This window comes from Fictibacillus sp. 5RED26 (genome assembly GCF_015903895.1).
Taxonomy (GTDB): domain Bacteria; phylum Bacillota; class Bacilli; order Bacillales; family Fictibacillaceae; genus Fictibacillus; species Fictibacillus phosphorivorans.
In genome coordinates this window covers 13,173-39,730 of the sequence record NZ_JACZDU010000011.1, presented here as the reverse complement: position 1 = coordinate 39,730, position 26,558 = coordinate 13,173, and the positions used below count along the sequence as shown (strand labels likewise).

Annotated in this window: 33 protein-coding genes; all 33 read left to right on the top strand. The window is 42.9% G+C overall.

Annotated features, from left to right (window positions below):
- Window positions 1-33: 33 nt before the first annotated feature.
- The 33 genes from rplL to map all read left to right on the top strand — a co-directional run bounded on the left by rplL (window position 34) and on the right by map (window position 26,547).
- A complete protein-coding gene (gene rplL / locus IHV10_RS21060; protein WP_066237995.1) occupies window positions 34-399 on the top strand; it encodes a 50S ribosomal protein L7/L12 in 366 nt (121 codons plus the stop codon).
- 345 nt (window positions 400-744) lie between these two features.
- The gene (locus tag IHV10_RS21055) at window positions 745-1,347 is read left to right on the top strand and encodes a class I SAM-dependent methyltransferase (protein ID WP_197134198.1); all 603 of its coding nucleotides are present in this window, start codon (window positions 745-747) and stop codon (window positions 1,345-1,347) included.
- A gap of 291 nt (window positions 1,348-1,638) precedes the next feature.
- The gene (rpoB, locus tag IHV10_RS21050; RefSeq protein WP_197134196.1) at window positions 1,639-5,181 is read left to right on the top strand and encodes a DNA-directed RNA polymerase subunit beta; all 3,543 of its coding nucleotides are present in this window, start codon (window positions 1,639-1,641) and stop codon (window positions 5,179-5,181) included.
- 29 nt (window positions 5,182-5,210) lie between these two features.
- Window positions 5,211-8,834: a DNA-directed RNA polymerase subunit beta' gene (gene rpoC, locus IHV10_RS21045; RefSeq protein WP_197134194.1), complete on the top strand. Its 3,624-nt coding sequence runs from the start codon at window positions 5,211-5,213 to the stop codon at window positions 8,832-8,834.
- Between the two features lie 84 nt (window positions 8,835-8,918).
- Window positions 8,919-9,167: a 50S ribosomal protein L7ae-like protein gene (locus IHV10_RS21040; protein WP_066237983.1), complete on the top strand. Its 249-nt coding sequence runs from the start codon at window positions 8,919-8,921 to the stop codon at window positions 9,165-9,167.
- Between the two features lie 116 nt (window positions 9,168-9,283).
- On the top strand, window positions 9,284-9,706 hold the full coding sequence (gene rpsL / locus IHV10_RS21035) for a 30S ribosomal protein S12 (protein WP_197134192.1): 423 nt from the start codon (window positions 9,284-9,286) through the stop codon (window positions 9,704-9,706).
- A gap of 46 nt (window positions 9,707-9,752) precedes the next feature.
- Window positions 9,753-10,223 carry a 30S ribosomal protein S7 gene (gene rpsG, locus IHV10_RS21030; RefSeq protein ID WP_197134190.1) on the top strand — a complete coding sequence of 157 codons (471 nt, stop codon included), beginning with the start codon at window positions 9,753-9,755 and terminating at the stop codon, window positions 10,221-10,223.
- Window positions 10,224-10,298: 75 nt separating this feature from the next.
- Entirely contained in the window at window positions 10,299-12,377 is a 2,079-nt protein-coding gene (gene fusA / locus IHV10_RS21025) for an elongation factor G (protein WP_197134187.1), read from the top strand.
- A 116-nt stretch (window positions 12,378-12,493) separates the two neighbouring features.
- Window positions 12,494-13,684 (top strand): elongation factor Tu, encoded by a 1,191-nt coding sequence (tuf, locus tag IHV10_RS21020; RefSeq protein ID WP_066390665.1) that lies wholly within the window; start codon window positions 12,494-12,496, stop codon window positions 13,682-13,684.
- Between the two features lie 899 nt (window positions 13,685-14,583).
- On the top strand, window positions 14,584-14,892 hold the full coding sequence (gene rpsJ / locus IHV10_RS21015) for a 30S ribosomal protein S10 (protein WP_053356198.1): 309 nt from the start codon (window positions 14,584-14,586) through the stop codon (window positions 14,890-14,892).
- Window positions 14,893-14,941: 49 nt separating this feature from the next.
- Entirely contained in the window at window positions 14,942-15,580 is a 639-nt protein-coding gene (gene rplC / locus IHV10_RS21010; RefSeq protein ID WP_066237965.1) for a 50S ribosomal protein L3, read from the top strand.
- Window positions 15,581-15,597: 17 nt separating this feature from the next.
- Window positions 15,598-16,221 carry a 50S ribosomal protein L4 gene (rplD, locus tag IHV10_RS21005; RefSeq protein WP_066390669.1) on the top strand — a complete coding sequence of 208 codons (624 nt, stop codon included), beginning with the start codon at window positions 15,598-15,600 and terminating at the stop codon, window positions 16,219-16,221.
- Window positions 16,221-16,508, top strand: a complete 288-nt coding sequence (gene rplW / locus IHV10_RS21000) for a 50S ribosomal protein L23 (RefSeq protein WP_137792245.1) — start codon at window positions 16,221-16,223, stop codon at window positions 16,506-16,508. The genes rplD and rplW overlap by 1 nt, the downstream gene beginning before the upstream one ends.
- A gap of 28 nt (window positions 16,509-16,536) precedes the next feature.
- Window positions 16,537-17,367, top strand: coding sequence for a 50S ribosomal protein L2 (rplB, locus tag IHV10_RS20995; protein WP_066390675.1), 831 nt, complete (start codon window positions 16,537-16,539; stop codon window positions 17,365-17,367).
- A gap of 57 nt (window positions 17,368-17,424) precedes the next feature.
- Window positions 17,425-17,703 carry a 30S ribosomal protein S19 gene (gene rpsS / locus IHV10_RS20990; RefSeq protein ID WP_066237951.1) on the top strand — a complete coding sequence of 93 codons (279 nt, stop codon included), beginning with the start codon at window positions 17,425-17,427 and terminating at the stop codon, window positions 17,701-17,703.
- A gap of 19 nt (window positions 17,704-17,722) precedes the next feature.
- Window positions 17,723-18,064: a 50S ribosomal protein L22 gene (rplV, locus tag IHV10_RS20985; protein WP_066237948.1), complete on the top strand. Its 342-nt coding sequence runs from the start codon at window positions 17,723-17,725 to the stop codon at window positions 18,062-18,064.
- Window positions 18,065-18,067: 3 nt separating this feature from the next.
- On the top strand, window positions 18,068-18,727 hold the full coding sequence (gene rpsC / locus IHV10_RS20980; RefSeq protein ID WP_066237945.1) for a 30S ribosomal protein S3: 660 nt from the start codon (window positions 18,068-18,070) through the stop codon (window positions 18,725-18,727).
- A 2-nt stretch (window positions 18,728-18,729) separates the two neighbouring features.
- Entirely contained in the window at window positions 18,730-19,164 is a 435-nt protein-coding gene (gene rplP, locus IHV10_RS20975) for a 50S ribosomal protein L16 (RefSeq protein WP_066237943.1), read from the top strand.
- On the top strand, window positions 19,154-19,357 hold the full coding sequence (gene rpmC / locus IHV10_RS20970; RefSeq protein WP_066237940.1) for a 50S ribosomal protein L29: 204 nt from the start codon (window positions 19,154-19,156) through the stop codon (window positions 19,355-19,357). The genes rplP and rpmC overlap by 11 nt, the downstream gene beginning before the upstream one ends.
- Before the next feature lie 22 nt (window positions 19,358-19,379).
- Complete coding sequence (gene rpsQ / locus IHV10_RS20965; protein WP_066390676.1) at window positions 19,380-19,643, top strand: 30S ribosomal protein S17; 264 nt, start codon at window positions 19,380-19,382, stop codon at window positions 19,641-19,643.
- Between the two features lie 45 nt (window positions 19,644-19,688).
- On the top strand, window positions 19,689-20,057 hold the full coding sequence (rplN, locus tag IHV10_RS20960; protein WP_066237936.1) for a 50S ribosomal protein L14: 369 nt from the start codon (window positions 19,689-19,691) through the stop codon (window positions 20,055-20,057).
- 57 nt (window positions 20,058-20,114) lie between these two features.
- Window positions 20,115-20,426 (top strand): 50S ribosomal protein L24, encoded by a 312-nt coding sequence (rplX, locus tag IHV10_RS20955; protein WP_066294477.1) that lies wholly within the window; start codon window positions 20,115-20,117, stop codon window positions 20,424-20,426.
- 26 nt (window positions 20,427-20,452) lie between these two features.
- Entirely contained in the window at window positions 20,453-20,992 is a 540-nt protein-coding gene (rplE, locus tag IHV10_RS20950; RefSeq protein ID WP_066390678.1) for a 50S ribosomal protein L5, read from the top strand.
- A gap of 24 nt (window positions 20,993-21,016) precedes the next feature.
- Entirely contained in the window at window positions 21,017-21,202 is a 186-nt protein-coding gene (gene rpsN, locus IHV10_RS20945) for a 30S ribosomal protein S14 (protein WP_066390681.1), read from the top strand.
- A 32-nt stretch (window positions 21,203-21,234) separates the two neighbouring features.
- Window positions 21,235-21,633 (top strand): 30S ribosomal protein S8, encoded by a 399-nt coding sequence (rpsH, locus tag IHV10_RS20940; RefSeq protein ID WP_066390683.1) that lies wholly within the window; start codon window positions 21,235-21,237, stop codon window positions 21,631-21,633.
- 24 nt (window positions 21,634-21,657) lie between these two features.
- Window positions 21,658-22,197 carry a 50S ribosomal protein L6 gene (gene rplF, locus IHV10_RS20935; protein WP_066390685.1) on the top strand — a complete coding sequence of 180 codons (540 nt, stop codon included), beginning with the start codon at window positions 21,658-21,660 and terminating at the stop codon, window positions 22,195-22,197.
- 31 nt (window positions 22,198-22,228) lie between these two features.
- Window positions 22,229-22,591, top strand: coding sequence for a 50S ribosomal protein L18 (gene rplR, locus IHV10_RS20930; RefSeq protein ID WP_066237916.1), 363 nt, complete (start codon window positions 22,229-22,231; stop codon window positions 22,589-22,591).
- Between the two features lie 14 nt (window positions 22,592-22,605).
- Window positions 22,606-23,106 (top strand): 30S ribosomal protein S5, encoded by a 501-nt coding sequence (rpsE, locus tag IHV10_RS20925; protein WP_066237913.1) that lies wholly within the window; start codon window positions 22,606-22,608, stop codon window positions 23,104-23,106.
- A 14-nt stretch (window positions 23,107-23,120) separates the two neighbouring features.
- Window positions 23,121-23,309 carry a 50S ribosomal protein L30 gene (gene rpmD, locus IHV10_RS20920; RefSeq protein WP_066237910.1) on the top strand — a complete coding sequence of 63 codons (189 nt, stop codon included), beginning with the start codon at window positions 23,121-23,123 and terminating at the stop codon, window positions 23,307-23,309.
- A 31-nt stretch (window positions 23,310-23,340) separates the two neighbouring features.
- Window positions 23,341-23,781 carry a 50S ribosomal protein L15 gene (rplO, locus tag IHV10_RS20915; RefSeq protein ID WP_197134184.1) on the top strand — a complete coding sequence of 147 codons (441 nt, stop codon included), beginning with the start codon at window positions 23,341-23,343 and terminating at the stop codon, window positions 23,779-23,781.
- Entirely contained in the window at window positions 23,781-25,082 is a 1,302-nt protein-coding gene (secY, locus tag IHV10_RS20910; protein WP_197134181.1) for a preprotein translocase subunit SecY, read from the top strand. Before rplO ends, secY begins: the two co-directional genes overlap by 1 nt.
- Window positions 25,083-25,150: 68 nt before the next feature.
- Entirely contained in the window at window positions 25,151-25,804 is a 654-nt protein-coding gene (locus IHV10_RS20905; RefSeq protein ID WP_066390692.1) for an adenylate kinase, read from the top strand.
- On the top strand, window positions 25,801-26,547 hold the full coding sequence (map, locus tag IHV10_RS20900) for a type I methionyl aminopeptidase (RefSeq protein ID WP_197134178.1): 747 nt from the start codon (window positions 25,801-25,803) through the stop codon (window positions 26,545-26,547). Before IHV10_RS20905 ends, map begins: the two co-directional genes overlap by 4 nt.
- Window positions 26,548-26,558 lie beyond the last annotated feature (11 nt).

The window sequence follows — 26,558 nt, the reverse complement described above, 5'->3', positions numbered from 1 at the left end:
CAATAACTTACATTCCATAAGGAGGAAATTATAATGTCTAAAGAGCAAATCATTGAAAGCTTAAAAACAATGACTGTTTTAGAGCTTAACGACCTAGTAAAAGCAATCGAAGAAGAGTTTGGTGTAACTGCTGCTGCTCCTGTAGCTGTAGCTGGTGGAGCTGCTGGTGGAGACGCTGCTGCTGAACAAACTGAATTCGACGTAATTCTTGCAAGCGGTGGAGCTTCAAAAATTAAAGTTATCAAAGTTGTTCGTGAACTTACAGGTCTTGGACTTAAAGAAGCGAAAGAACTTGTTGACGGTGCTCCTAAGCCAGTTAAAGAAGGCGTATCTAAAGACGAAGCTGAAGAAATCAAAGCTAAGCTTGAAGAAGTTGGAGCTTCTGTTGAAGTTAAGTAATTCAAAAGAAAAGGTTCGCCCGATGGCGGACCTTTTTGTTTGTTTCGCTTAATCTTTTTAGAATGAACTATTCTAAAATCTTGCTGCTTTTTATCTTGTCGCTTCTTTGAACAGTTGATTGAAGTGTAAGGTGGGAGACTCCTGCGGGACAAGTGGGCAGGTGAGACACTTAAGAGTGAAACGTACGAATGTGGCTCACCGTCTGCCCCGCGGAAAGCGAGCACCTGTAACGAAAATCAACACATTCAAAGGCGACATTGTAAAAGCATCTTTATAGATAGACCGTTAAAGAATTACGGAACGGGAATACTGTCTTTATCAGAAGGTAAGGAGAGTTTAAAAACGATGAAGAACCATTATTATTCTGAAACACCTGGTACAGAAAGTAAAAGAGAAACACGGGATTTTTCATTAAATGGCGAAAAATTTCGCTTTACGACGGATGCTGGTGTCTTTTCGAAGAAAGAAGTAGATTTTGGCAGCCGCGTTTTAATAGAGTCCTTTGTACCTCCAGAAGTACATGGTGATTATATAGATGTGGGATGCGGATACGGACCGATCGGACTTTCGCTTGCTAGAGCGGAAAAAGATCGTATTGTTCAAATGGTGGATATCAATGAAAGAGCAATTGAACTTGCTAAGCTGAACGCAGATAAGAACAAGGTCGATAATGTTAAGATCTACAAAAGTTATTTATTTGCTGAAGTGAAGGGTGAAGAGTTCGCTGCTGTTATAACAAATCCGCCCATTCGTGCAGGTAAGACAGTCGTTCATCAAATTTTTGAAGAAGCACATCATAAACTTTGCGTTGGTGGCGAGTTATGGGTAGTGATTCAAAAGAAACAAGGTGCACCATCTGCTATGGACAAAATGGAACAATTATTCGGCCAAGTTGAAACGGTTGCGAAGAAAAAAGGCTACTATATTTTACGCGCAATAAAAGTTTGACTTGATAAATCCCGTATGTTAGTATTATAAAATGCCAATGGATTCGCATTTTGCTGCTTATTTTTCGTGGTAAGCGAAAAAACGTTGATAAATCAACGTTTTTTACTCATGTTTAGACGTATAGAATGCGAAAAAGTTGGACAAAATTATATAATAGCTTTTATCAAAATAGGAAAACTGCGGTTTTAAAAATATGAAACCCTTTTTCTTTTTGTTTTCTAACCTTCTTAATAGAATGTTAGATAGAAATATGATACACGAAAAAAACGCTGGATTTGAGGGGTGAAGCAGTTGACAGGTCAACTAGTTCAGTTTGGACGCCACCGCCAACGAAGAAGTTATGCAAGGATTAGCGAAGTGCTTGAATTACCAAACTTAATTGAAATTCAAACCGCTTCCTATCAATGGTTTCTTGATGAGGGGTTACGTGAAATGTTCCGAGACATTTCGCCGATTGAGGATTTTACAGGGAACCTCGTTTTAGAGTTTATTGATTATAACTTAGGTGAGCCGAAGTATCCTGTAGATGAATCAAAAGAGCGCGATGTTACTTACGCTGCTCCGCTTCGTGTGAAAGTGCGTCTGATCAATAAAGAGACGGGCGAAGTAAAAGAGCAGGAAGTATTTATGGGAGATTTCCCGTTAATGACAGATACGGGAACCTTTGTGATCAACGGGGCAGAGCGTGTAATTGTATCACAGCTCGTTCGTTCACCAAGTGTTTACTATAGTGAGAAAATCGACAAAAACGGTAAAAAAGGTTTTACCGCTACTGTCATTCCAAACCGCGGTGCTTGGCTGGAGTTCGAAACAGATGCTAAGGACGTAGTTTATGTGCGTATTGACCGCACAAGAAAAATCCCTATTACCGTATTGCTTCGTGCTTTAGGGTTTGGGTCTGATCAAGAAATCATTGATTTGCTTGGAGAAGACGAGTATCTTCGCAACACGCTAGATAAGGATAATACAGAAGGAACGGAAAAAGCCCTTCTAGAAATCTATGAGCGTCTTCGTCCGGGAGAGCCTCCAACAGTAGATAACGCAAAAAGTTTATTAGATTCTAGGTTCTTTGATCCTAAACGCTATGACTTAGCTAACGTTGGGCGCTACAAAATCAATAAAAAGCTTCATATAAAGAATCGTCTCTTCAACCAAAAGCTGGCTGAAACGCTTGTTGACGCTGAAACGGGTGAAGTGATCGCTGAAGAAGGTACGCTTCTTGACCGCAGAACGCTAGATAAGATTATCCCTGCTCTTGAGAGTGGTGTAGGCTTTAAAACCGTAACACCAGCAGGAGGAGTGGCTGAGGATCAAGATATCGCTCTTCAATCTATCAAAATCTATGCACCTGATGATCAAGAAGGTGAAAGAATCATTAATGTTATCGGAAACGGACTTGTTGATAAAGAAATTAAAAACATCACAGTTTCTGACATTATTGCTTCTATTAACTACTTCTTCAACTTATTGCATCAAGTAGGTACAACAGATGATATTGACCATCTTGGTAATCGTCGTCTGCGTTCTGTTGGTGAGCTACTGCAAAACCAATTCAGAATCGGACTTTCCAGAATGGAACGTGTTGTGCGTGAGCGTATGTCGATCCAAGACACAAATGCGATCACACCACAAGCATTGATCAATATTCGTCCTGTTATTGCTTCGATTAAAGAGTTCTTCGGAAGCTCTCAGCTTTCACAGTTCATGGATCAAACGAACCCGCTAGCAGAATTGACGCACAAACGTCGTCTATCTGCACTAGGGCCAGGTGGTCTTACACGTGAACGTGCAGGCTTTGAAGTTCGTGACGTTCACTACTCTCACTACGGTCGTATGTGTCCGATTGAGACGCCAGAGGGTCCGAACATCGGTTTGATCAATTCACTTTCTTCTTATGCAAAAGTGAACCAATATGGATTTATCGAAACACCATACCGTCGGGTTGATCCTGAAACAGGTCGTGTAACGAGCCGTATTGATTACTTGACTGCTGATGAAGAAGATTTATACGTAGTTGCACAGGCGAACTCGATCTTAGGTGATAACGGAGAGTTTATGAACGAAGACGTAATCGCACGTTTCCGTGGTGATAACACTGTTGTTAAGCGCGAACGCATCGATTATATGGATGTATCGCCGAAACAGGTAGTATCTGCTGCGACAGCTTGTATTCCGTTCTTAGAGAATGATGACTCCAACCGTGCCCTAATGGGAGCGAACATGCAACGTCAGGCTGTACCTTTACTTGTTCCTGAATCACCGATCGTTGGTACAGGAATGGAGCACGTATCAGCAAAAGACTCTGGAGCTGCAGTTATCTGTAAGCACGAAGGAATCGTTGAACGTGTTACAGCAAAACAAGTTCAAGTACGCCGCATTAAAGAAGTAGATGGCAAGGAAGTTTCAGGCGACCTTGACACTTACAACATGCTTAAGTTTATTCGTTCCAACCAAGGAACGTGTTATAACCAGCGTCCGATCGTAAGCACAGGTAACCGCGTGACGAAAGGGGAAATCTTAGCGGATGGCCCTTCAATGGAAGTCGGTGAACTTGCTTTAGGTCGTAACGTTCTTGTTGCCTTCATGACTTGGGAAGGTTACAACTACGAGGATGCTGTCATCATGAGTGAGCGTCTCGTTAAAGACGACGTTTATACTTCGATCCATATTGAAGAATATGAGTCAGAAGCGCGTGATACAAAACTTGGACCGGAAGAGATCACTCGTGATATTCCAAACGTCGGAGAAGATGCATTACGCAACCTGGACGAACGCGGAATCATCCGTGTTGGTGCAGAAGTTAAAGATGGAGATATCTTAGTTGGTAAAGTAACGCCTAAGGGTGTAACTGAATTAACAGCTGAAGAACGTCTATTGCATGCGATCTTCGGTGAAAAAGCTCGTGAAGTTCGCGATACATCATTGCGTGTTCCTCACGGTGGAGATGGAATCATCCTTGACGTTAAAGTGTTTAACCGTGAAGATGGCGATGAACTTCCTCCAGGTGTGAATCAGCTCGTTCGTGCATACATCGTGCAAAAACGTAAGATTCACGAAGGAGATAAGATGGCCGGCCGTCACGGTAACAAAGGTGTAATTTCTAAAATTATGCCTGAAGAAGATATGCCTTATCTTCCAGATGGAACACCAGTTGACATCATGTTAAACCCGCTAGGGGTACCTTCCCGTATGAACATCGGTCAGGTATTGGAGCTTCACCTTGGAATGGCTGCACGTCAGCTAGGCATTCATGTTGCTACACCGGTATTCGATGGAGCGCGTGAGGAAGATGTTTGGTCTACGATCGAAGAAGCTGGAATGGCTCGCGATGGTAAAACGGTACTTTATGATGGACGTACAGGTACGGCGTTTGATAACCGTGTATCAGTTGGGGTTATGTATATGATCAAACTGGCTCACATGGTTGATGACAAGTTGCATGCTCGTTCTACTGGACCTTACTCACTTGTTACACAGCAGCCTCTGGGTGGTAAAGCTCAATTTGGAGGTCAGCGTTTCGGTGAGATGGAAGTATGGGCACTTGAAGCATATGGTGCTGCATACACACTACAGGAAATTCTAACGGTTAAATCCGATGATGTTGTCGGCCGTGTGAAAACGTATGAAGCCATCGTTAAGGGTGAAAACGTTCCTGAACCTGGTGTTCCAGAATCATTTAAAGTATTGATCAAAGAACTTCAATCTCTTGGAATGGACGTTAAGATCTGTTCTGGAGATGACAAGGAAATTGAAATGAGAGAGCTTGATGATGAAGACGATCAGGCAAGCGAGAAATTAAATCTAAATCTTGAGTCTTACACTTCGAATGACTAAAACAGGATATCAAAAGGGAGGTACGCTCCTTGATAGACGTAAATAATTTTGAATATATGAAAATTGGTCTTGCTTCACCGGACAAAATCCGGTCGTGGTCAAGAGGGGAAGTAAAGAAACCTGAAACAATCAACTACCGTACACTTAAGCCTGAAAAAGACGGCTTGTTCTGTGAAAGAATTTTCGGTCCGACAAAAGACTGGGAATGTCATTGCGGAAAGTATAAGCGCGTCCGTTATAAAGGCGTGGTTTGTGACCGTTGTGGTGTTGAAGTAACAAGAGCTAAAGTTCGACGTGACCGTATGGGTCACATCGAGCTTGCTGCTCCTGTATCTCACATTTGGTACTTCAAGGGTATCCCAAGCCGTATGGGTCTTGTTTTGGATATGTCTCCAAGAGCATTAGAAGAAGTAATCTACTTTGCTTCATATGTTGTTACTGATACAGGAGATACACCTCTTGAGAAGAAACAACTGCTTTCAGAGAAGGAATACCGCACATACCGTGAAAAGTATGGAAAAGGTTTTACTGCACAAATGGGTGCAGAAGCGATCAAACGTCTTCTAGAAGACATCGATGCTGAAAAAGAAGTTGAGATGTTGAAAGAAGAGCTTAAAACAGCACAAGGACAACGTCGTACACGTGCGATTAAGCGTTTAGAAGTATTAGAAGCATTCCGTCATTCTGGCAACCATGCCGACTGGATGATTCTTGAAGTACTTCCGGTTATTCCGCCGGAATTGCGTCCGATGGTTCAGCTTGATGGTGGACGTTTTGCCACATCTGACCTTAACGACCTTTACCGTCGTGTTATCAACCGTAACAACCGTCTGAAGCGTCTATTAGATCTAGGTGCTCCTAACATTATCGTTCAAAATGAAAAACGTATGCTTCAAGAAGCAGTCGATGCATTAATCGATAATGGTCGTCGTGGCCGTCCGGTTACTGGACCAGGAAATCGTCCGTTAAAATCACTTTCACACATGCTGAAAGGGAAACAAGGACGTTTCCGTCAAAACTTGCTAGGTAAACGTGTTGACTACTCTGGCCGTTCGGTTATCGTAGTAGGTCCGAACTTAAAGATGTACCAATGTGGTCTTCCTAAAGAGATGGCACTTGAGCTCTTCAAACCATTCGTTATGAAAGAGCTAGTATCAAAAGGTCTTGCACACAACATTAAGAGTGCAAAACGCAAAGTAGAGCGCGTTCAGCCAGAAGTTTGGGATGTACTTGAAGAAGTTATTCGTGAACACCCAGTTCTACTAAACCGTGCACCTACACTTCACAGACTTGGTATCCAAGCATTCGAACCGACGCTTGTAGAAGGTCGTGCAATCCGTCTTCACCCGCTCGTATGTACAGCTTACAACGCTGACTTTGACGGTGACCAAATGGCGGTCCACGTTCCTCTATCTGCTGAAGCACAAGCAGAGGCTCGTATTCTAATGCTAGCTGCCCAAAACATCTTGAACCCGAAAGATGGTAAGCCGGTAGTAACACCGTCACAGGATATGGTTTTAGGTAACTATTACCTAACTCTTGAACGTGAAGGAGCTATTGGTGAAGGGTCTGTATTCAAAGACATCAATGAAGCGATCATCGCTTATGAAAATGGATTCGTGCACTTGCATTCTCGTATTGCAGTACCGGTATCCAGCTTAAATAAAGAAACTTTCACAGATGAACAGCAATCTAAGCTTCTTATGACTACAGTAGGTAAGTTGTTATTCAACGAAATCCTGCCGCCGTCATTCCCGTACATTAACGAACCGACTACGACGAACCTTCAAGTGGAAACACCTGAAAAGTACTTCTTAGATCCGGCTGCTAATGTAAAAGAGGAAATTCAGAAGCATGAGGAAATTGTTCCATTTAAGAAAGGAATCCTAGGTAAGATTATCGCGGAAGTATTCAAACGCTTTAAGATTACTGAAACGTCTAAGATGCTTGACCGCATGAAGGACTTAGGATTTAAATATTCTACGCGCGCTGGTATCACGATCGGTGTATCCGATATCGTTGTATTACCTGAAAAGCAAGAGATCCTTGCTGTAGCCGAAGAAAAAGTAGTTAACGTTACAAAGCAATTCAGACGTGGTTTGATCACGGAAGAAGAGCGCTATGAGCGTGTAATTAATGTTTGGAGTTTGGCGAAAGACGAAATCCAAAATAAATTGATGGGTACACTTGATAAGCGAAACCCAATCTTCATGATGAGTGACTCCGGTGCCCGTGGTAACGCATCTAACTTTACGCAGCTAGCTGGTATGCGTGGTCTGATGGCCAACCCGGCTGGTAAAATCATCGAGCTTCCAATCAAATCAAGTTTCCGTGAAGGTCTAACAGTACTCGAGTACTTTATCTCTACACACGGAGCGCGTAAAGGTCTTGCCGATACAGCCCTTAAAACAGCTGACTCAGGTTACCTTACTCGTCGTTTGGTTGACGTTGCTCAAGATGTTATCGTACGTGAAGATGACTGTGGAACGGACCGTGGCTTAGAAGTTGCAGCTATTAAAGAAGGCAACGAAGTTATCGAGCCTCTTCATGAGCGTTTGATCGGCCGTACTGCTTATAAAAAGGTATACCATCCTGAAACAAAAGAACTTCTTGTAGACGTTAATCAGCTGATCACTGAAGACATGGCCGCTCATATTGAAGAAGTAGGCGTGAAAGCAGTAACGATCCGTTCTGTATTTACTTGTGACACACGTCACGGCGTTTGTAAGAAATGTTACGGACGAAACCTTGCAACAGGCTCTGACGTTGAAGTTGGGGAAGCTGTTGGAATTATCGCCGCTCAATCCATCGGTGAGCCAGGTACACAGCTTACAATGCGTACCTTCCATACAGGTGGGGTAGCTGGAGACGATATTACACAAGGTCTTCCGCGTATCCAAGAATTGTTTGAAGCGCGTAACCCGAAAGGTCAAGCGGTTATCTCTGAGCTTGAAGGTACGGTTGTTGGCGTGAACGACAATAAAGATAAGCGTGAAGTAGTCGTTCAAGGTGAGATTGAATCTAGAACTTACACAATTCCTTTCGGTGCCCGCATTAAAGCGGTCGAAGGCGATAAAGTAACTGCCGGTCAAGTATTGACGGAAGGTTCGATCGATCCTAAAGAATTAATTAAAGTACGTGGTGCAGAAGGCGTACAAGAATACCTATTGCGTGAGGTTCAGAAAGTTTACCGTATGCAAGGGGTAGAAATCGGAGATAAGCACGTTGAAGTAATGGTTCGCCAAATGCTTCGTAAAGTGCGCATCATCGATTCTGGTGATTCTCAAGTACTTCCAGGAGCTCTTATGGATATTCATGCCTTCACGGATGTTAACCGTAGTGTACTTCTTGAAGGTGGAACGCCTGCCACAGGTCGTCCAGTGCTTCTTGGTATCACAAAAGCATCTCTTGAGACAGAATCATTCTTATCTGCTGCATCATTCCAAGAAACAACACGAGTTCTTACGGATGCTGCCATCAAAGGTAAGCGTGACGAATTACTCGGACTTAAGGAAAACGTTATTATTGGTAAGCTGATCCCGGCTGGAACAGGTATGAACCGTTACAGAAACATCGGAATCAACTCTCCAGTAGTTGAAGATGAGAACAATGAAGAGACAGAATTGCCTACAGAACTTGTTTCTCAAGATTAATAAATGAAATGTTGACATCGGGAGCGCATCGGTGATATGATTACGGATGTGCTCCTAAGATTTGTTACTTTGGAGGATATTCGTATGTCTTATGAAAAAGTGACACAGGCTTCTGAAATTATCGTAGGTACTAAGCAAACAATCAAAGCTTTACAGAACGGCGAGGTCAAAGAGCTGGTCGTTGCGGAAGACGCGGATTTTCGAGTAACGAGCAAAGTATTGCAAATTGCCGAAGAGAAGCACGTACCGATCGTAAAGGTTGATTCCATGAAAAAGCTTGGAAAAGCATGCGGTATAGATGTCGGGGCCGCAACTGTTGCGATAAAAGGATAAAATTCATGTTTTTGCGATGGGCATCAATATCGCTCCTCTCGCAAAAACTTTCTTTTGTCCTAAAATGAACCACCTGGGTCGGTGGTATTACGAAAAAAGAGAGGAGGAAATACAAAATGCCTACAATTAACCAATTAGTTCGCAAAGGTCGTGTTTCTAAATCAAAGAAATCTGACTCTCCTGCGTTAAACAAAGGTTACAACAGCTTCAAAAAGTCCCAAACTGACGTTTCATCTCCGCAAAAGCGTGGAGTTTGTACGCGTGTTGGTACTATGACTCCTAAGAAGCCGAACTCGGCGCTTCGTAAATATGCGCGTGTTCGTCTAACTAACGGAATCGAAGTTACAGCTTACATTCCTGGTATTGGCCACAACCTTCAAGAGCACAGTGTTGTTCTTATCCGTGGAGGACGTGTAAAAGATTTACCGGGGGTACGTTACCACATCGTTCGTGGTGCTCTTGATACGGCTGGTGTTAACAACCGTATGCAAGGTCGTTCTAAATACGGAACGAAGCGTCCAAAGGAAGCTAAGAAGTAATATTATTAAAATAAATTAAAACAACTATCAGAAAGGAGGGGACCACATGCCACGTAAAGGACCTGTTGCTCGTCGTGATGTGTTACCTGATCCAATTTACAAGTCTAAGCTTGTAACTCGTCTAATCAATAAAATTATGATTGACGGTAAGAGAGGGGTAGCTCAAACAATCTTGTACAATGCGTTCGAACTTATTAAAGAACGTACAAACCAAGATCCTATGGAAGTGTTTGAACAAGCTCTTAAAAATATCATGCCAGTTCTTGAAGTTCGTGCTCGCCGTGTTGGTGGAGCTAACTACCAAGTACCAGTTGAAGTTCGCCCAGAGCGTCGTACAACACTAGGACTTCGTTACCTAACGAACTACTCTCGTCTACGCGGAGAAAAGACAATGGAAGAACGTCTTGCGTATGAGATCATGGATGCTGCTAATAACACTGGTGCTTCAGTTAAGAAGCGCGAAGATATGCACAAAATGGCAGAAGCAAACAAAGCGTTTGCTCACTACCGCTGGTAAAATCATAGAGACAGTTCTCGGACTGTCTCTAAAACACTATAAAAATTCCTTTTAAAAAGGGAAGGAGAGAAATTCATGGCTAGAGAATTCTCCTTAAAAAATACTCGTAATATCGGTATCATGGCTCACATCGATGCTGGTAAAACAACGACTACTGAACGTGTTCTTTACTATACTGGCCGTATCCACAAAATTGGTGAAACTCATGAAGGAGCTTCACAAATGGACTGGATGGAGCAGGAACAAGAGCGTGGAATCACGATTACTTCCGCTGCTACTACTGCTCAATGGAAAGGTCACCGTGTCAACATCATTGATACACCAGGACACGTAGACTTTACAGTTGAAGTAGAACGTTCATTACGTGTATTAGACGGAGCGGTTGCATTACTTGATGCTCAATCAGGTGTTGAACCACAAACAGAAACAGTTTGGCGTCAAGCGACTACTTACGGGGTACCTCGTATTGTATTCGTAAACAAAATGGACAAGATCGGTGCGGATTTCTTATACTCCGTAAAAACGATTCATGACCGCCTTGGTGCTAACGCTCACCCGATCCAATTACCGATCGGTGCGGAAGACCAATTCGAAGCAATCATCGACCTTATCGAAATGAAAGCTGTATTCTACGGAAACGACCTTGGTACTGATATCGAAGTTCGTGACATTCCGGAAGAGCACATGCCTTTAGCTGAAGAATACCGTGGAAAACTTATCGAAGCGGTTGCTGAGCTAGATGAAGAAATGATGATGAAGTACTTAGAAGGCGAAGAAATTACGAACGAAGAACTTAAAGCAGGTATCCGTCAAGGTACTTGTAACGTTGAGTTCTATCCGGTAATGTGTGGTTCGGCATTTAAGAACAAAGGTGTACAGCTTATGCTAGACGCAGTTCTTGATTACCTTCCATCGCCAATCGATGTACCAGCTATCAAGGGTGTACTTCCTGACTCTGAAGAAGAAGTAACTCGTGAATCAAGTGACGAAGCACCATTCTCTGCACTTGCATTTAAAGTTATGACTGACCCTTATGTTGGTAAGTTAACATTCTTCCGTGTGTACTCTGGTACACTAAACTCAGGATCATACGTACAGAACTCTACTAAAGGAAAGCGCGAGCGTGTTGGACGTATCCTTCAAATGCATGCAAACTCCCGTGAAGAGATCTCTGTCGTATACGCTGGAGATATCGCAGCTGCTGTAGGTCTTAAAGACACTACAACTGGTGATACACTTTGTGATGAAAAGAGCCTTGTTATCTTAGAATCCATGGTATTCCCAGAGCCAGTTATCTCACTATCTATCGAGCCGAAGTCTAAAGCAGACCAAGACAAGATGGGTATGGCACTTGCTAAGCTAGCTGAAGAAGATCCGACATTCCGTACTGAAACAAACGAAGAAACTGGACAAACGATCATCGCAGGTATGGGTGAGCTTCACCTTGACATCCTAGTTGACCGTATGCGCCGTGAATTCAAGGTAGAAGCTAACGTGGGTGCTCCTCAGGTTGCTTACCGTGAAACAATTCGCCAAGCTGCTAAGGTTGAAGGTAAATTCGTTCGTCAGTCTGGTGGTCGTGGACAATACGGTCACGTTTGGATCGAATTCGAGCCAGGTGATGAAGGATCTGGATTCGTATTTGAAAACAAAATCGTTGGTGGGGCAGTTCCTCGTGAATACATCCCTGCAGTTCAAGCTGGTATCGAAGAATCAATGAAAAACGGAATGCTTGCTGGTTTCCCATTACTTGACCTTAAAGCTCGTATCGTTGATGGATCATACCATGATGTTGACTCCAACGAAATGGCGTTTAAGATTGCCGGTTCAATGGCTCTTAAGAACGCTAAATCAAAGTGTGACCCTGCAATTCTAGAGCCGATCATGAAAGTTGAAGTAACGGTTCCTGAAGAGTATATGGGTGACATCATGGGTGACGTAACTTCCCGTCGTGGACGTGTTGAAGGTATGGAAGCTCGTGGTAACGCACAAATCGTTAAAGCGATGGTTCCACTTGCTGAGATGTTCGGATATGCAACTAGCTTGCGTTCTCGTACACAAGGCCGCGGTACTTACTCAATGCACTTCGATCACTACGAAGAAGTACCTAAGTCAATCTCTGAAGAAATCATCAAAAAATCAACTGGAGCTTAATCTCTTCGGTTGTAAGAAGCAACATTTTCATGTAATCTAAAATGGGCAGTACAAACTGTTCGTTTTAAATAAAAAAATCTACTATATGTAAACATATTTAAGGAGGAATCTTTCTCATGGGTAAAGAGAAATTTGATCGTTCCAAAACGCATGCTAACATTGGTACTATCGGTCACGTTGACCATGGTAAAACAACTTTAACAGCTGCTATCACTACTGTTCTTGCTAAGAAAAACGGTAAGGGTGTAGCAATGGCTTATGACCAAATCGACGGTGCTCCAGAAGAGCGCGAACGTGGAATCACAATCTCAACTGCACACGTTGAGTATGAAACTGATTCTCGTCACTATGCACACGTAGACTGCCCAGGACATGCTGACTATGTTAAGAACATGATCACTGGTGCAGCACAAATGGATGGTGGGATCCTAGTAGTATCTGCTGCTGACGGCCCAATGCCACAAACTCGTGAGCACATCCTTCTTTCTCGTCAAGTAGGTGTACCTTACCTTGTTGTATTCATGAACAAGTGTGACATGGTAGACGACGAAGAACTTCTTGAGCTAGTAGAAATGGAAGTTCGTGACCTTCTTTCTGAGTATGACTTCCCAGGAGATGATATTCCTGTAATCAAAGGTTCTGCTCTTAAAGCTCTTGAAGGAGACGCTGATTGGGAAGCTAAAATCTACGAGCTAATGGACGCTGTAGATTCTTATATCCCAACTCCTCCACGTGACACTGAAAAGCCATTCATGATGCCAGTTGAGGATGTATTCTCAATCACTGGTCGTGGTACAGTTGCTACTGGACGTGTTGAGCGTGGTGTAGTAAAAGTTGGTGACGTAGTTGAGATCCTTGGTCTTACTGAAGAGCCAAAATCAACAACTGTAACAGGTGTTGAAATGTTCCGTAAGCTTCTTGACTATGCTGAAGCTGGTGACAACATTGGTGCACTTCTTCGTGGGGTTTCTCGTGAAGATGTTGAGCGTGGACAAGTTCTTGCTAAGCCAGGTACTGTTAAAGCTCACACTAAGTTCAAATCAGAAGTTTATGTTCTTTCAAAAGAAGAGGGTGGACGTCACACTCCATTCTTCTCTAACTACCGTCCTCAGTTCTACTTCCGTACAACTGACGTAACTGGTATCATCCAACTTCCTGAAGGCGTAGAAATGGTTATGCCTGGAGATAACGTTGAGATGACTGTAGAACTAATCGCTCCAATCGCTATCGAAGAAGGAACTAAGTTCTCTATTCGTGAAGGTGGACGTACAGTTGGTGCAGGCGTAGTTGCAACAATCACTGAGTAATCTTATTACTCTTTAATAAAAACACTCTCCTTTTGGAGGGTGTTTTTTATTTTGAATTCATTTATAACGCTTTGTTGCTTATGAAAGTAGTTGATTTCCGTTCCAGTGCTTCGCTTTCCGCGGAGCAGGCGATGAGCCACATTCGTACGCTTCGCGTATAAGTGTCTCATCTGTCTAGTTGCAGTGGCTAGCCCCTTGAGGTCAAAAGTTAAATAGACCATGAAGGCAAAGAGCACCTTCCTAGTCTATTCACCTTTTGCTTGTCGGGGCTGGACAAGCCACTTCCACTTTTCGGACTGCCCGCCTGTCCCGCAGGAGTCTTGCACTTCCACTCCAATCAACTGTCAAAGTAGACAAGGATTAAAAAACCATGTACTTATTTATAAGAGAGATAAAAAAAAAATATTTATAATAAATGGCTCTTATAAAGAAAAAGTGATATGAGATCCTTTAAAAAAGAGCGGAACGGTAAATCAAATCGTAAATCCTGAAATTCGGTTCATAATTCCGGGAGTTCACACCATAAATCCGCGAGTTATAAAATCAACTCCATGCGCACGGTTGCTGGAGCTGGAACAATCTAAATTCACCACCACCAAACGCATTTTTTCTATTTATATAGAAGAAACACATTCAAATATGCAAAAGAAGAAAAAGGAAGTTGAAATCTCCTGATAAAGTCTCTATAATAGAAAAAGTGCGATTAGCAATAAATAAATGCAAATAACACTTGCATTGGGCATTGCTTTTCTCTATAATAAGTAATGTTGGTCATTCACTGCGATGATCCGGAAGGTTGCTGACACACTAGGCCCCTTTGCCATGGCTGGTGATATCAGGTTGAATTTCCGCGGAGCAATGTCTGTTTATCAAAATAGGCGAATAAAGGAGGGAAAAAAATGGCAAAGCAAAAGATTCGTATCCGTTTAAAGGCGTATGATCACAGAATTCTTGATCAATCAGCTGAAAAAATCGTAGAAACTGCTAAGCGTTCAGGAGCAAAGGTATCAGGTCCTATCCCACTACCTACTGAGAAAGCGATCTACACGATCCTTCGTGCGGTTCATAAGTACAAGGACTCTCGTGAGCAGTTCGAAATGCGTACTCATAAGCGCTTGATCGATATTATCGAGCCAACACCACAAACAGTTGATTCGTTAATGCGTTTGGATCTACCGTCTGGTGTAGACATCGAAATTAAACTATAATTTCACGTTTGCTTATAAATATTTTACTTATTAATAGGAGGTGTGACGAATGACCAAAGGAATCTTAGGTAGAAAAATTGGTATGACTCAAGTTTTCGCAGAAAACGGAGATCTAATTCCAGTTACTGTAGTAGAAGTAACTCCTAACGTTGTTCTTCAAAAGAAATCCGTTGAGAATGATGGCTACGAAGCTATCCAACTTGGATTTGATGATAAAAAAGACTCTCGTACTAACAAGCCACAAGCAGGACATGCTGCTAAAGCTAGCACGAGCCCTAAGCGCTACGTTAAAGAATTCCGTAATGTTGATGTTGCGGGATACGAAGTTGGTCAGGAAGTCAAAGCTGACATTTTTGCAGAAGGTGACGCTGTAGACGTTACTGGTACATCTAAAGGAAAAGGATTCCAAGGTGTTATCAAACGTCACGGGCAATCACGCGGACCAATGAGCCACGGTTCCCGTTACCACCGTCGTCCTGGTTCAATGGGTGCAGTTGACCCTAACCGTGTTTTCAAAGGGAAAGCATTACCTGGACGTACTGGCGGAGATACAGTAACTGTACAAAACTTAGAAGTTGTAAGAGTTGATGCAGAACGTAATCTTCTACTAATCAAAGGTAACGTACCTGGAGCGAAAAAGAGCTACGTTACAATTAACTCTGCTGTTAAAGCAAAGGATGCTAAATAAGGAAGGAGGACAATCTGATGCCAAAAGTAGCATTATTTAAACAAGATGGTACTCAAGCTGGCGATATCGAATTAAACGATTCCGTTTTCGGTATTGAACCAAATAAAAGCGTGCTTTTTGACGCTGTTATTATGCAGCAAGCATCACAGCGCCAAGGAACGCACGATGTAAAGAACCGTTCTGAAGTTGCTGGTGGTGGACGCAAGCCTTGGAAACAGAAAGGTACTGGACGTGCTCGTCAAGGATCTATCCGTTCTCCACAATGGGTTGGCGGTGGAGTGGTTTTCGGACCAACACCAAGAAGCTATTCTTACAAATTACCAAAGAAGGTTCGTCGCTTAGCTATTAAATCAGCGCTATCTTCTAAGGTTCTAGATAACGACTTAATCGTTTTAGAAGGTCTTGCATTCGAAGCTCCTAAAACAAAGGAAATGATGCAAGTTCTTGCAAATCTATCCGCAGATCGTAAAGCATTAGTTGTAACTGCTGATTACAATGACGCTGTTGCATTGTCTGCACGTAACATCCCTGGCGTAACAGTTGTTACGGCTAACGGCGTTAGTGTTCTTGACGTGTTAAACCACGACAAGCTTCTTATGACTAAAGACGCTGTGGAAAAAGTAGGGGAGGTGCTCGCATAATGGAAGCTCGTGATGTGATTAAGCGCCCCGTTATTACAGAGCGTTCTACTGAAATAATGGCTGACAAAAAATACACGTTCGAAGTTAATCCTCGTGCTACTAAGACTCAAATCAAAGGCGCACTAGAAGAAATCTTTGGCGTAAAAATTCAATCTGTAAACACTGCTACCTACAAAGGTAAGTTCAAGCGTGTAGGCCGTCATACTGGTTACACTTCTAAACGTAAAAAAGCAGTAGTTACATTAACTCCAGAAAGCAAAGAACTCGACTTTTTTGAAGGAGTTTAAAAAGAACTCGTAAAGGAGGGAAATTACAATGGGTATCAAAAAGTTTAAACCGACAACTAACGGTCGTCGTAATATGTCTCAGCTTGACTTTGCTGAAATTACAACTGACCAACCAGAAAAATCCTTGCTTGCTCCTCTTAGCAAAAAAGCTGGGCGTAACAACCAAGGTAAACTAACTGTTCGTCACCAAGGTGGAGGACACAAGCGTAAGTATCGTATCATCGATTTCAAACGTAACAAAGACGGAATACCAGGTCGCGTTGCTACAATCGAGTACGATCCAAACCGTACGGCTAACATCGCGCTAATCCACTATGCAGATGGTGAGAAGCGTTATATCTTAGCTCCAAAAGGAATTAAAGTAGGGCAAGAAATCATGTCCGGTACTGAAGCTGATATTAAAGTAGGTAACTCACTTCCATTAGCTAACATTCCTGTAGGTTCTACAATTCACAACATCGAACTTAAGCCTGGTAAAGGTGGACAATTGGCTCGTTCAGCTGGTGCTGAAGCTCAACTTCTTGGTAAAGAAGAAAAGTATGCGCTAGTTCGTCTAGGTTCTGGTGAAGTTCGTATGATCCTTCTTACTTGCCGCGCAACAATCGGTCAAGTTGGAAACTTAGAGCATGAACTTGTGAACGTTGGTAAAGCAGGTCGTTCTCGTTGGAAGGGTATCCGCCCAACAGTTCGTGGTTCTGTTATGAACCCTAACGATCACCCACACGGTGGTGGTGAAGGACGCGCTCCAATCGGACGTAAATCACCAATGTCTCCTTGGGGTAAACCAACTCTTGGATATAAAACTCGTAAGAAAAATAGCCAAACTGACAAGTACATTGTACGTCGTCGCAAAAAATAATGTGATTGTACTACGGTTCAATCGAGCCGTAGCGCAAACACAAAGGGAGGTTCTCAAATGGGTCGCAGTTTGAAAAAAGGGCCTTTTGTAGATGACCACTTGATGAAAAAGGTCGAGGCACTTAATGAATCTAACGACAAGAAAGTAGTTAAAACTTGGTCTCGTCGTTCTACGATTTTCCCTGACTTCATCGGTCACACAATCGCTGTTTATGATGGTCGTAAGCACGTGCCGGTTTATTGTACAGAAGATATGGTCGGTCACAAGTTAGGTGAGTTTGCACCTACTCGTACTTACAAAGGCCATGCAGCTGATGATAAGAAAACAAGACGTTAATTGAGGGGAGGTACACAAAATGGAAGCAAAAGCAATTGCTAAACAAGTGCGTATTGCTCCTCGTAAAGCTCGCATCGTAATCGACTTGATTCGAGGCAAGCAAGTAGGTGAGGCACTTGCGATTCTACGTTTGACGCCTAAAGCAGCTTCTCCTGTAATTGAAAAGGTGCTTAAGTCTGCTATCGCAAACGCAGAACACAACTATGAAATGGAACCGAACAACTTGGTGATTAAGCAAGCGTTCGTTGATGAAGGTATTACTCTTAAGCGTTTCCGTCCTCGTGCGATGGGTCGCGCAAGCCGTATCAACAAACGTACTAGCCACATCACAATCGTTGTTTCTGAAAAGAAGGAGGGTTAAGACGTGGGTCAAAAAGTAAATCCAATAGGTCTACGTATTGGCGTCATCCGTGACTGGGATTCAAAATGGTACGCTGAAAAGGATTACGCTAATCTTTTACATGAAGACCTTAAGATCCGTTCTTATATTGAAAAGCGTTTAAAAGACGCTGCTGTATCAGGTGTTGAAATCGAACGTGCAGCTAACCGTGTGAATATCACAATCAAAACTGCTAAACCAGGAATGGTTATCGGTAAAGGTGGATCTGAAGTTGAAGCACTTCGTAAAGCCCTTAACGACATCACTGGTAAAAGAGTTCACGTAAACATCTTTGAAATCAAACAAGCTGACGTTGATGCTAAGCTAGTTGCTGAAAACATCGCTCGTCAACTTGAAAACCGTGTATCTTTCCGTCGTGCTATGAAGCAGGCGATCCAACGTGCAATGCGTATGGGTGCGAAAGGTATCAAAACACAAGTGTCAGGCCGTCTTGGCGGAGCTGATATCGCTCGTGCTGAACATTATAGTGAAGGTACAGTTCCTCTTCACACACTTCGTGCAGACATCGATTACGGTACTGCTGAAGCAGACACAACTTACGGTAAGCTTGGAGTTAAAATCTGGATTTATCGTGGTGAGGTCCTTCCAACAAGAGGAACGAAAAAAGAGGAAGGAGGCAAATAATTATGTTATTGCCAAAACGTGTTAAATATCGTCGTGAACACCGCGGTAAAATGCGTGGGAACGCAAAAGGCGGTACTGAAGTTCATTTCGGAGAATTCGGTTTGCAAGCTCTTGAAGCTAGCTGGATTACTAACCGTCAGATCGAAGCAGCTCGTATTGCGATGACTCGTTATATGAAGCGTGGCGGTAAAGTATGGATTAAAATTTTCCCGTCTAAGCCTTACACTGCAAAGCCTCTAGAAGTCCGAATGGGATCTGGTAAAGGTGCTCCTGAAGGATGGGTAGCAGTAGTTAAGCCAGGAAAAGTTATGTTTGAAATCGCAGGTGTCTCTGAAGAAGTGGCACGCGAAGCGTTGCGTCTTGCAGCACACAAACTTCCTGTAAAATGTAAGTTTGTTAAACGCGAAGAAGTGGGTGGTGACACAAATGAAGGCTAATGATATTCGTAACCTGACCACTGCAGAAGTTGAACAAAAAGCAAAAGCACTTAAAGAAGAGCTTTTTAACCTTCGTTTCCAACTAGCGACAGGTCAACTTGAAAACCCGGCCCGCATTCGTGAAGTTCGTAAAGCAATTGCCCGTGCAAAAACGGTTTTACGTGAAAGAGAGCTTGGGATTACTAACGGTTAAATCTTGAGAGGAGGTTCGCACAATGAGTGAACGTAACCAGCGCAAGGTGTACACTGGTCGTGTTGTTTCTGACAAGATGGACAAAACGATTACAGTGCTTGTAGAAACTTACAAGACTCACACTTTATATAACAAGCGCGTTAAATACTCTAAAAAGTTAAAAGCGCATGATGAAAACAACACTGCTAAAATTGGCGATATCGTAAAGGTTATGGAAACGCGTCCGCTTTCTAAAGACAAGCGATTCCGTCTAGTTGAAGTAGTACAAGAAGCAGTAATTATTTAATAAATTGTTCGGATTATACTCATATCCGAAAGGAGGTCCATTCGCATGATTCAACAAGAATCCCGTTTAAGAGTAGCTGATAACTCCGGTGCGAAAGAGTTACTTTGCATTAAAGTTCTTGGTGGTTCTGGTCGTAAGTACGCTAACGTTGGTGACATTATCGTTTGTTCGGTTAAGTCCGCAACACCAGGTGGCGTTGTTAAGAAAGGTGACGTTGTTAAAGCGGTAGTGGTACGTTCTAAGCGTGGTATGCGCCGTAACGACGGATCTTACATCCGCTTTGATGAGAACGCGGCTGTAATCGTTAAGGATGATAAAGGTCCTCGAGGAACTCGTATCTTCGGACCAGTAGCACGTGAACTTCGTGACAAGCAATTTATGAAAATCGTATCTCTTGCTCCAGAAGTTCTTTAATATATTTACTAGCAAGGCGTTTATTGTCTTGTAAGGAGGTGCAACATCACAATGCCATTGCATGTGAAAAAAGGCGATAAAGTACAAGTTATTTCCGGCAAGGATAAAGGTAAACAAGGTGTGATCCTTGAAGCTTATCCGAAGCTAAATAGAGTGCTTGTTGAAGGTGTGAACGTTGTTAAGAAACACGCAAAACCTTCTCAAGCTAATCCACAAGGTGGAATCCTTAGCCAAGAAGCACCAATTCATGCTTCTAACGTAATGCCTCTTGACCCTAAAACTGGTGCTCCTACTCGTGTAGGCTACAATGTAGTTGATGGGAAAAAAGTTCGTGTGGCCAAAAAATCTGGTGAAACCCTAGATAAATAAGTCTCAGAGTGAAAGGAGGACACATAATGAACCGTCTACAAGAGCGATATAAAGCAGAGATTTTACCATCTCTAATGGAAAAGTTTAATTACACTTCAGTAATGCAAGCACCAAAGATCGAAAAAATCGTTATCAACATGGGTGTTGGTGAAGCAGTATCCAACTCTAAAGTGTTAGATACAGCAGTAGAGGAACTTACAGCAATCGCTGGTCAAAAGCCTGTGATCACGCGTGCTAAGAAATCTATCGCTGGATTCAAACTTCGTGAAGGTATGCCGATCGGATCAAAAGTTACACTTCGCGGAGAGCGCATGTATGACTTCCTTGATAAGTTAATCAGCGTTTCCCTTCCACGTGTACGTGACTTCCGCGGGGTTTCCAAGAAGTCTTTCGACGGCCGCGGTAACTACACGCTTGGAGTTAAAGAGCAATTGATCTTCCCGGAGATCGACTATGATAAAGTAAACAAAGTTCGCGGAATGGACATCGTTATCGTAACGACTGCGAACACTGACGAAGAAGCACGTGAGCTTCTTACACAAGTCGGAATGCCGTTCCAAAAATAACCTTTAGCCAAAGGAGGTTTACCCGTGGCAAAGAAATCCATGATTGCTAAGCAACAACGCAAGCAAAAGTTCGGAGTGCAAGAGTATACGCGCTGTGAACGTTGCGGGCGTCCTCATTCAGTAATCCGCAAGTTCAAACTGTGCCGTATTTGTTTCAGAGAACTTGCTTACAAAGGTCAAATTCCTGGCGTTAAAAAAGCCAGCTGGTAATACCCTGAAAAAAGGGAAGGAGGTAACTAGTAATGGTTATGACAGATCCAATTGCAGATATGCTTACTCGTATCCGCAACGCAAACACTGTTCGTCACGATAAATTGGAGCTTCCTGCTTCTAATATGAAAAAAGAAATCGCAGAAATCCTAAAGCGTGAAGGTTTTGTTCGCGATGTGGAATATGTAGAGGATAGCAAACAAGGAATGATTCGTATCTTCCTTAAGTACGGTTCTAACAATGAGCGTGTAATCTCAGGTCTTAAGCGTATCTCTAAGCCTGGACTACGTGTTTATGCAAAATCAACTGATCTTCCACGTGTACTTGGAGGACTTGGTATTGCGATCGTATCTACTTCTAAAGGCATTATGACTGATAAAGAAGCTCGCCAATCACAAATGGGTGGCGAAGTACTAGCGTACGTTTGGTAATAAATAGCGAATGGAGGTGTCAACATGTCTCGCGTAGGTAACAAACCGATTGAAGTTCCAGGTGGCGTTACAATCGATGTTGCAACTGACAACACGGTTTCTGTAAAAGGCCCTAAAGGTGAACTTTCTCGCAAATTCAATGCTGACATTAAGATTAATGTTCAAGATAACGAAATTACTGTGGAACGCCCGAGCGACCACAAAGAGCACCGTGCATTGCATGGTACAACTCGTAGCGTACTAAACAACATGGTTATCGGTGTAACTAACGGTTATGAAAGAGCTCTAGAAATTATCGGGGTTGGATATCGTGCTTCCAAAGCTGGTAACAAGCTTGTACTTAACGTAGGTTACTCTCATCCTGTTGAAATCGTTCCTGAGCAAGGGATCGACATCGAAGTACCTTCTAACACGAAGGTAATCGTTAAGGGTATTGACAAGCAACGTGTAGGTGAAGTTGCTGCAAACATCCGTTCAGTTCGTTCACCTGAGCCTTACAAAGGTAAAGGTATTCGTTACGAAGGTGAATTCGTTCGCCGTAAAGAAGGTAAAACTGGTAAATAAAGCCGTTAGGTAGCGGAAAGGAGTGCAAAGGATGATCACGAAAGCAGATAAGAATGTCGCTCGTAAGAAAAGACATGCTCGTGTTCGCCGCGTTGTAAGCGGAACAGCACAACGTCCTCGTTTGAACGTATTCCGTTCTACAAAGCACATCTATGCTCAATTGATCGATGATCAAGCAGGTGTAACAATTGTATCTGCATCTTCCCTTGATAAAGGTGTAAGTGTAGAAAACGGTGGAAACGTAGATGCTGCTAAAGCGATTGGTCAAGAAATCGCTAAGCGCGCAGTTGAAAAAGGAATCAAATCGGTAGTATTTGACCGAGGCGGATATTTATATCACGGACGTATTAAAGCATTAGCAGACGCAGCTCGTGAAGCTGGGTTAGAATTTTAATCGAAGGAGGGAACCTGATGCGTATCGACCCTAACAAACTTGAACTTGAAGAACGCGTCGTTACCGTTAACCGTGTAGCTAAGGTAGTAAAAGGTGGACGTCGTTTCCGCTTTGCTGCAGTAGTTGTAGTTGGTGACAAAAACGGTCACGTTGGATTCGGTACTGGTAAAGCCCAAGAGGTACCAGAAGCGATCCGTAAGGCGATTGAAGATGCTAAGAAGAACTTAGTAACTGTACCGATCGTAAAAACAACAATTCCTCACCAAGTAATTGGACGCTTTGGAGCAGGTAACGTACTTCTTAAACCTGCATCTGAAGGTACTGGGGTAATTGCTGGTGGACCTGTACGTGCAGTATTGGAGCTTGCTGGTGTAGGTGACATCCTTTCTAAGTCACTTGGATCTAACAACCCAATCAACATGGTTCGTGCAACTATCGAAGGTTTGAAAAATTTAAAGCGTGCTGAAGACGTTGCGAAACTTCGCGGTAAATCAGTACAAGAGCTTTTAGGTTAAGGAGGGAACTTTAGATGGCTAAGAAATTAGAAATCACCCTCACTCGTAGTGTTATCGGCCGTCCTGAAAACCAACGTATCGTTGTTAAGACACTTGGTTTGCGCAAAATGCACCAGACGGTTGTACACGAAGATAACGCGGCTATCCGCGGTATGGTTAACAAGGTGTCTCACCTTTTAACAGTGAAAGAATTAGAAGCTTAATAAGATAAATAAATCATGAGGAGGTGCTCAGATGAAACTTCATGAGTTGAAGCCATCAGAAGGATCCCGTAAAGTTCGCAACCGTTTAGGTCGCGGTATCGGATCAGGCAATGGTAAAACAAGTGGTCGTGGTCATAAAGGTCAAAACTCTCGTTCAGGCGGTGGTGTTAGACCTGGATTCGAAGGTGGACAAAATCCACTAGCACGTCGTTTACCGAAACGCGGATTCACAAACCCTACTCGTAAAGAGTATGCAGTTGTAAATCTTGAGAAGCTAGTTCGTTTTGAAGAGGGCACAGTAGTTACTCCGGAACTTCTTATCGAAACAGGAGTAGTTAGCAGTCTTAAAAACGGAATTAAAGTTCTTGGAAATGGCAAGTTAGAAGCTAAGCTTACAGTTAAGGCGCACAAATTCTCTGTTTCTGCTAAAGAAGCAATTGAAGCAGCGGGCGGAACTACTGAGGTGATCTAATGTTCCAGACAATCTCCAACATTATGCGTGTGGGTGATCTGAGAAACAAGATATTGTTTACACTTGCTATGCTGGTAGTGTTCCGTCTAGGAACATTTATCCCAGTACCAGGCGTAAATCGTGATGTACTGAAATTCAGTACGGGCGACAGTGCTAACATTTTTGGTTTTTTGAATACGTTTGGCGGTGGAGCTTTACAGAACTTCTCCATTTTCGCTATGGGTATCATGCCGTATATTACAGCATCGATCATCGTGCAGCTTTTGCAGATGGACGTTGTTCCTAAATTTACGGAGTGGAGTAAGCAAGGTGAAGTTGGGCGTAAGAAATTAGCTCAGTTCACTCGCTATGGAACTATTGTTCTTGGTTTTATCCAGGCAATCGGTATGTCTATCGGTTTTAACAATCTTTTCCCAGGACTTATTCAAAACCCTAGTATGTCTACGTATCTTTTTATCGCGTTAGTTTTAACTGCAGGTACTGCATTCTTAATGTGGTTAGGTGAGCAGATTACCCTTAAGGGGATTGGAAACGGAATTTCAGTTCTGATTTTTGCGGGGATTGCCGCAGCTATTCCTACAGCAGTTAACCAGCTTTTCACAACGCAATTTGAAGGTGGTAACGATCAGTTATTCATGCATATTGTAACGATTGTACTGCTTGCTCTTGCGATTGTACTCATTATTATGGGTGTTATCTTTATTCAACAAGGTGTTCGGAAAATCCCGATTCAGTATGCAAAGCGAGTCGTTGGAACAAAGCCTGTTGGCGGCCAGTCAACTCATCTTCCGATTAAAGTAAACGCAGCAGGTGTTATCCCGGTTATCTTCGCGATTTCCTTGATCATCACGCCAAGAACTGTTGCCGGCTTCTTCGGACAGAATGATGTTACGACTTGGATTATCAACACGTTTGACTACACGAAACCAGTCGGAATGATTATATATGCGCTCCTTATTATCGGATTCTCGTATTTCTATACGTTTATCCAAGTAAATCCGGAGCAAATGGCGGAAAACTTAAAGAAGCAGGGTGGATACATTCCTGGCATTCGACCAGGAGCTAACACTCAAACTTATATAACAAGAATTCTGTATCGATTAACATTTGTTGGATCTCTTTTCCTGGCTGCAGTTGCAGTCCTGCCAGTTGTCTTTACAGCAATTCCAGGTTTGAACCTTCCGCCAGCCATTCAAATTGGTGGAACAAGCTTGCTGATTGTTGTAGGTGTGGCACTTGACACCATGAAGCAGATTGAGAGTCAGCTGATCAAGCGACACTACAAAGGCTTCATTAAATAAGAGCACGGGAAGATTCATCTTCCCATATGCTCTTGATAAAAGACGATTGTGATTTATGGAGGGATTAGATGTATCTAGTCTTAATGGGATTGCCCGGAGCAGGTAAGGGTACTCAAGCAGAAAGAATTGTTGAGAAATACGGAATACCTCATATCTCTACTGGAGATATGTTCCGAGCAGCAATTAAAGAGGAGACTCCTCTTGGACTTGAGGCAAAATCGTACATGGATGCGGGTAACCTCGTTCCTGACGAAGTTACAATCGGTATCGTACGTGACCGACTTTCTAAAAAGGACTGCGAAAAAGGATTTTTACTAGATGGATTCCCTCGGACAGTTGCCCAAGCGGAAGCACTGGAAGAAATCACAACAGAGCTTGGAAGAACGATTGATTATGTGTTAAACATTTCAGTAGATTCTGATCAGCTTATGCAGCGATTAACAGGTCGTCGGATTTGCCAAACATGCGGAAGCACGTATCATGTAATATTCAACCCACCAAAGGTTGAAGGAGTATGTGATAAAGACGGCGGTACGCTTATCCAACGTCAAGATGATAATGAAGAGACCGTTCGAAACCGTTTAAATGTAAACATGAAGCAGGCTAAACCACTGCTTGATTTTTATGGTGAAAAAGGTTACCTGAAAAACATGAATGGTGATCAGGATATCGACAAAGTCTTTCAAGACATTGACCAACTTATTGGGGGATTGGCGAAATGATAATCTGCAAAACACCGCGAGAGATTGAAATCATGCGGGAGGCAGGTCGCATTGTTGCCTTAACTCATCAAGAGTTAAAAAAACACATTAAGCCTGGCATAACTACTAAGGAACTGGATAAAATTGCTGATACGTTTATCCGCAGCCAAGGTGCAATTCCTTCATTTAAAAACTATAATGGTTTTAGTGGAAGCATCTGTGCTTCTGTAAATGAAGAACTTGTGCACGGAATTCCAGGTAAACGCGTACTCAACCATGGCGACATTATCTCTATAGATATTGGGGCGAAGTACAAAGGATACCACGGTGACTCCGCTTGGACGTATGGAGTTGGCGAGATTTCAGATGAAGCTCAAAAACTTCTGGATGTAACGGAAGAGTCTTTATATAAAGGACTTGAAAAAGCAAAAGCCGGTGCCCGGTTAACTGACATTTCTCATGAGATACAAAAGTATGCTGAGGGTGAAGGGTTTTCTGTTGTTCGCGAATATGTCGGACACGGAATAGGCCAGGACTTACATGAGGACCCGCAAATTCCTCATTATGGACCGCCTGGTAAAGGGCCGGTGCTGAAAAAGGGCATGGTTCTAGCAATAGAGCCTATGATTAATGCGGGAACTCGCTATGTTCGAACATTATCCGATAACTGGACGGTTGTCACAACGGATGGCAAATGGTGTGCTCATTTCGAACACACGGTTGTCATTACGGAAGAAGGCTTTGAAATCTTAACAAAGATCTAAGTGAAGGTGAT

What these genes read in the sequence shown, in the direction of transcription:
- fusA (WP_197134187.1), top strand. Translation starts at nt 10,299, where the DNA reads ATGGCTAGAGAATTCTCCTTAAAAAATACTCGTAATATCGGTATCATG.
- rplR (WP_066237916.1), top strand. Translation starts at nt 22,229, where the DNA reads ATGATCACGAAAGCAGATAAGAATGTCGCTCGTAAGAAAAGACATGCT.
- rplB (WP_066390675.1), top strand. Translation starts at nt 16,537, where the DNA reads ATGGGTATCAAAAAGTTTAAACCGACAACTAACGGTCGTCGTAATATG.
- rplP (WP_066237943.1), top strand. Translation starts at nt 18,730, where the DNA reads ATGTTATTGCCAAAACGTGTTAAATATCGTCGTGAACACCGCGGTAAA.
- rpsG (WP_197134190.1), top strand. Translation starts at nt 9,753, where the DNA reads ATGCCACGTAAAGGACCTGTTGCTCGTCGTGATGTGTTACCTGATCCA.
- rplN (WP_066237936.1), top strand. Translation starts at nt 19,689, where the DNA reads ATGATTCAACAAGAATCCCGTTTAAGAGTAGCTGATAACTCCGGTGCG.
- rplL (WP_066237995.1), top strand. Translation starts at nt 34, where the DNA reads ATGTCTAAAGAGCAAATCATTGAAAGCTTAAAAACAATGACTGTTTTA.
- tuf (WP_066390665.1), top strand. Translation starts at nt 12,494, where the DNA reads ATGGGTAAAGAGAAATTTGATCGTTCCAAAACGCATGCTAACATTGGT.
- IHV10_RS21055 (WP_197134198.1), top strand. Translation starts at nt 745, where the DNA reads ATGAAGAACCATTATTATTCTGAAACACCTGGTACAGAAAGTAAAAGA.
- rplV (WP_066237948.1), top strand. Translation starts at nt 17,723, where the DNA reads ATGGAAGCAAAAGCAATTGCTAAACAAGTGCGTATTGCTCCTCGTAAA.
- rplW (WP_137792245.1), top strand. Translation starts at nt 16,221, where the DNA reads ATGGAAGCTCGTGATGTGATTAAGCGCCCCGTTATTACAGAGCGTTCT.
- IHV10_RS20905 (WP_066390692.1), top strand. Translation starts at nt 25,151, where the DNA reads ATGTATCTAGTCTTAATGGGATTGCCCGGAGCAGGTAAGGGTACTCAA.
- rplF (WP_066390685.1), top strand. Translation starts at nt 21,658, where the DNA reads ATGTCTCGCGTAGGTAACAAACCGATTGAAGTTCCAGGTGGCGTTACA.
- rplO (WP_197134184.1), top strand. Translation starts at nt 23,341, where the DNA reads ATGAAACTTCATGAGTTGAAGCCATCAGAAGGATCCCGTAAAGTTCGC.
- rpsQ (WP_066390676.1), top strand. Translation starts at nt 19,380, where the DNA reads ATGAGTGAACGTAACCAGCGCAAGGTGTACACTGGTCGTGTTGTTTCT.
- secY (WP_197134181.1), top strand. Translation starts at nt 23,781, where the DNA reads ATGTTCCAGACAATCTCCAACATTATGCGTGTGGGTGATCTGAGAAAC.
- rplC (WP_066237965.1), top strand. Translation starts at nt 14,942, where the DNA reads ATGACCAAAGGAATCTTAGGTAGAAAAATTGGTATGACTCAAGTTTTC.
- rpmD (WP_066237910.1), top strand. Translation starts at nt 23,121, where the DNA reads ATGGCTAAGAAATTAGAAATCACCCTCACTCGTAGTGTTATCGGCCGT.
- rpsJ (WP_053356198.1), top strand. Translation starts at nt 14,584, where the DNA reads ATGGCAAAGCAAAAGATTCGTATCCGTTTAAAGGCGTATGATCACAGA.
- rpsS (WP_066237951.1), top strand. Translation starts at nt 17,425, where the DNA reads ATGGGTCGCAGTTTGAAAAAAGGGCCTTTTGTAGATGACCACTTGATG.
- rpsH (WP_066390683.1), top strand. Translation starts at nt 21,235, where the DNA reads ATGGTTATGACAGATCCAATTGCAGATATGCTTACTCGTATCCGCAAC.
- map (WP_197134178.1), top strand. Translation starts at nt 25,801, where the DNA reads ATGATAATCTGCAAAACACCGCGAGAGATTGAAATCATGCGGGAGGCA.
- IHV10_RS21040 (WP_066237983.1), top strand. Translation starts at nt 8,919, where the DNA reads ATGTCTTATGAAAAAGTGACACAGGCTTCTGAAATTATCGTAGGTACT.
- rpmC (WP_066237940.1), top strand. Translation starts at nt 19,154, where the DNA reads ATGAAGGCTAATGATATTCGTAACCTGACCACTGCAGAAGTTGAACAA.
- rplE (WP_066390678.1), top strand. Translation starts at nt 20,453, where the DNA reads ATGAACCGTCTACAAGAGCGATATAAAGCAGAGATTTTACCATCTCTA.
- rplD (WP_066390669.1), top strand. Translation starts at nt 15,598, where the DNA reads ATGCCAAAAGTAGCATTATTTAAACAAGATGGTACTCAAGCTGGCGAT.
- rpsL (WP_197134192.1), top strand. Translation starts at nt 9,284, where the DNA reads ATGCCTACAATTAACCAATTAGTTCGCAAAGGTCGTGTTTCTAAATCA.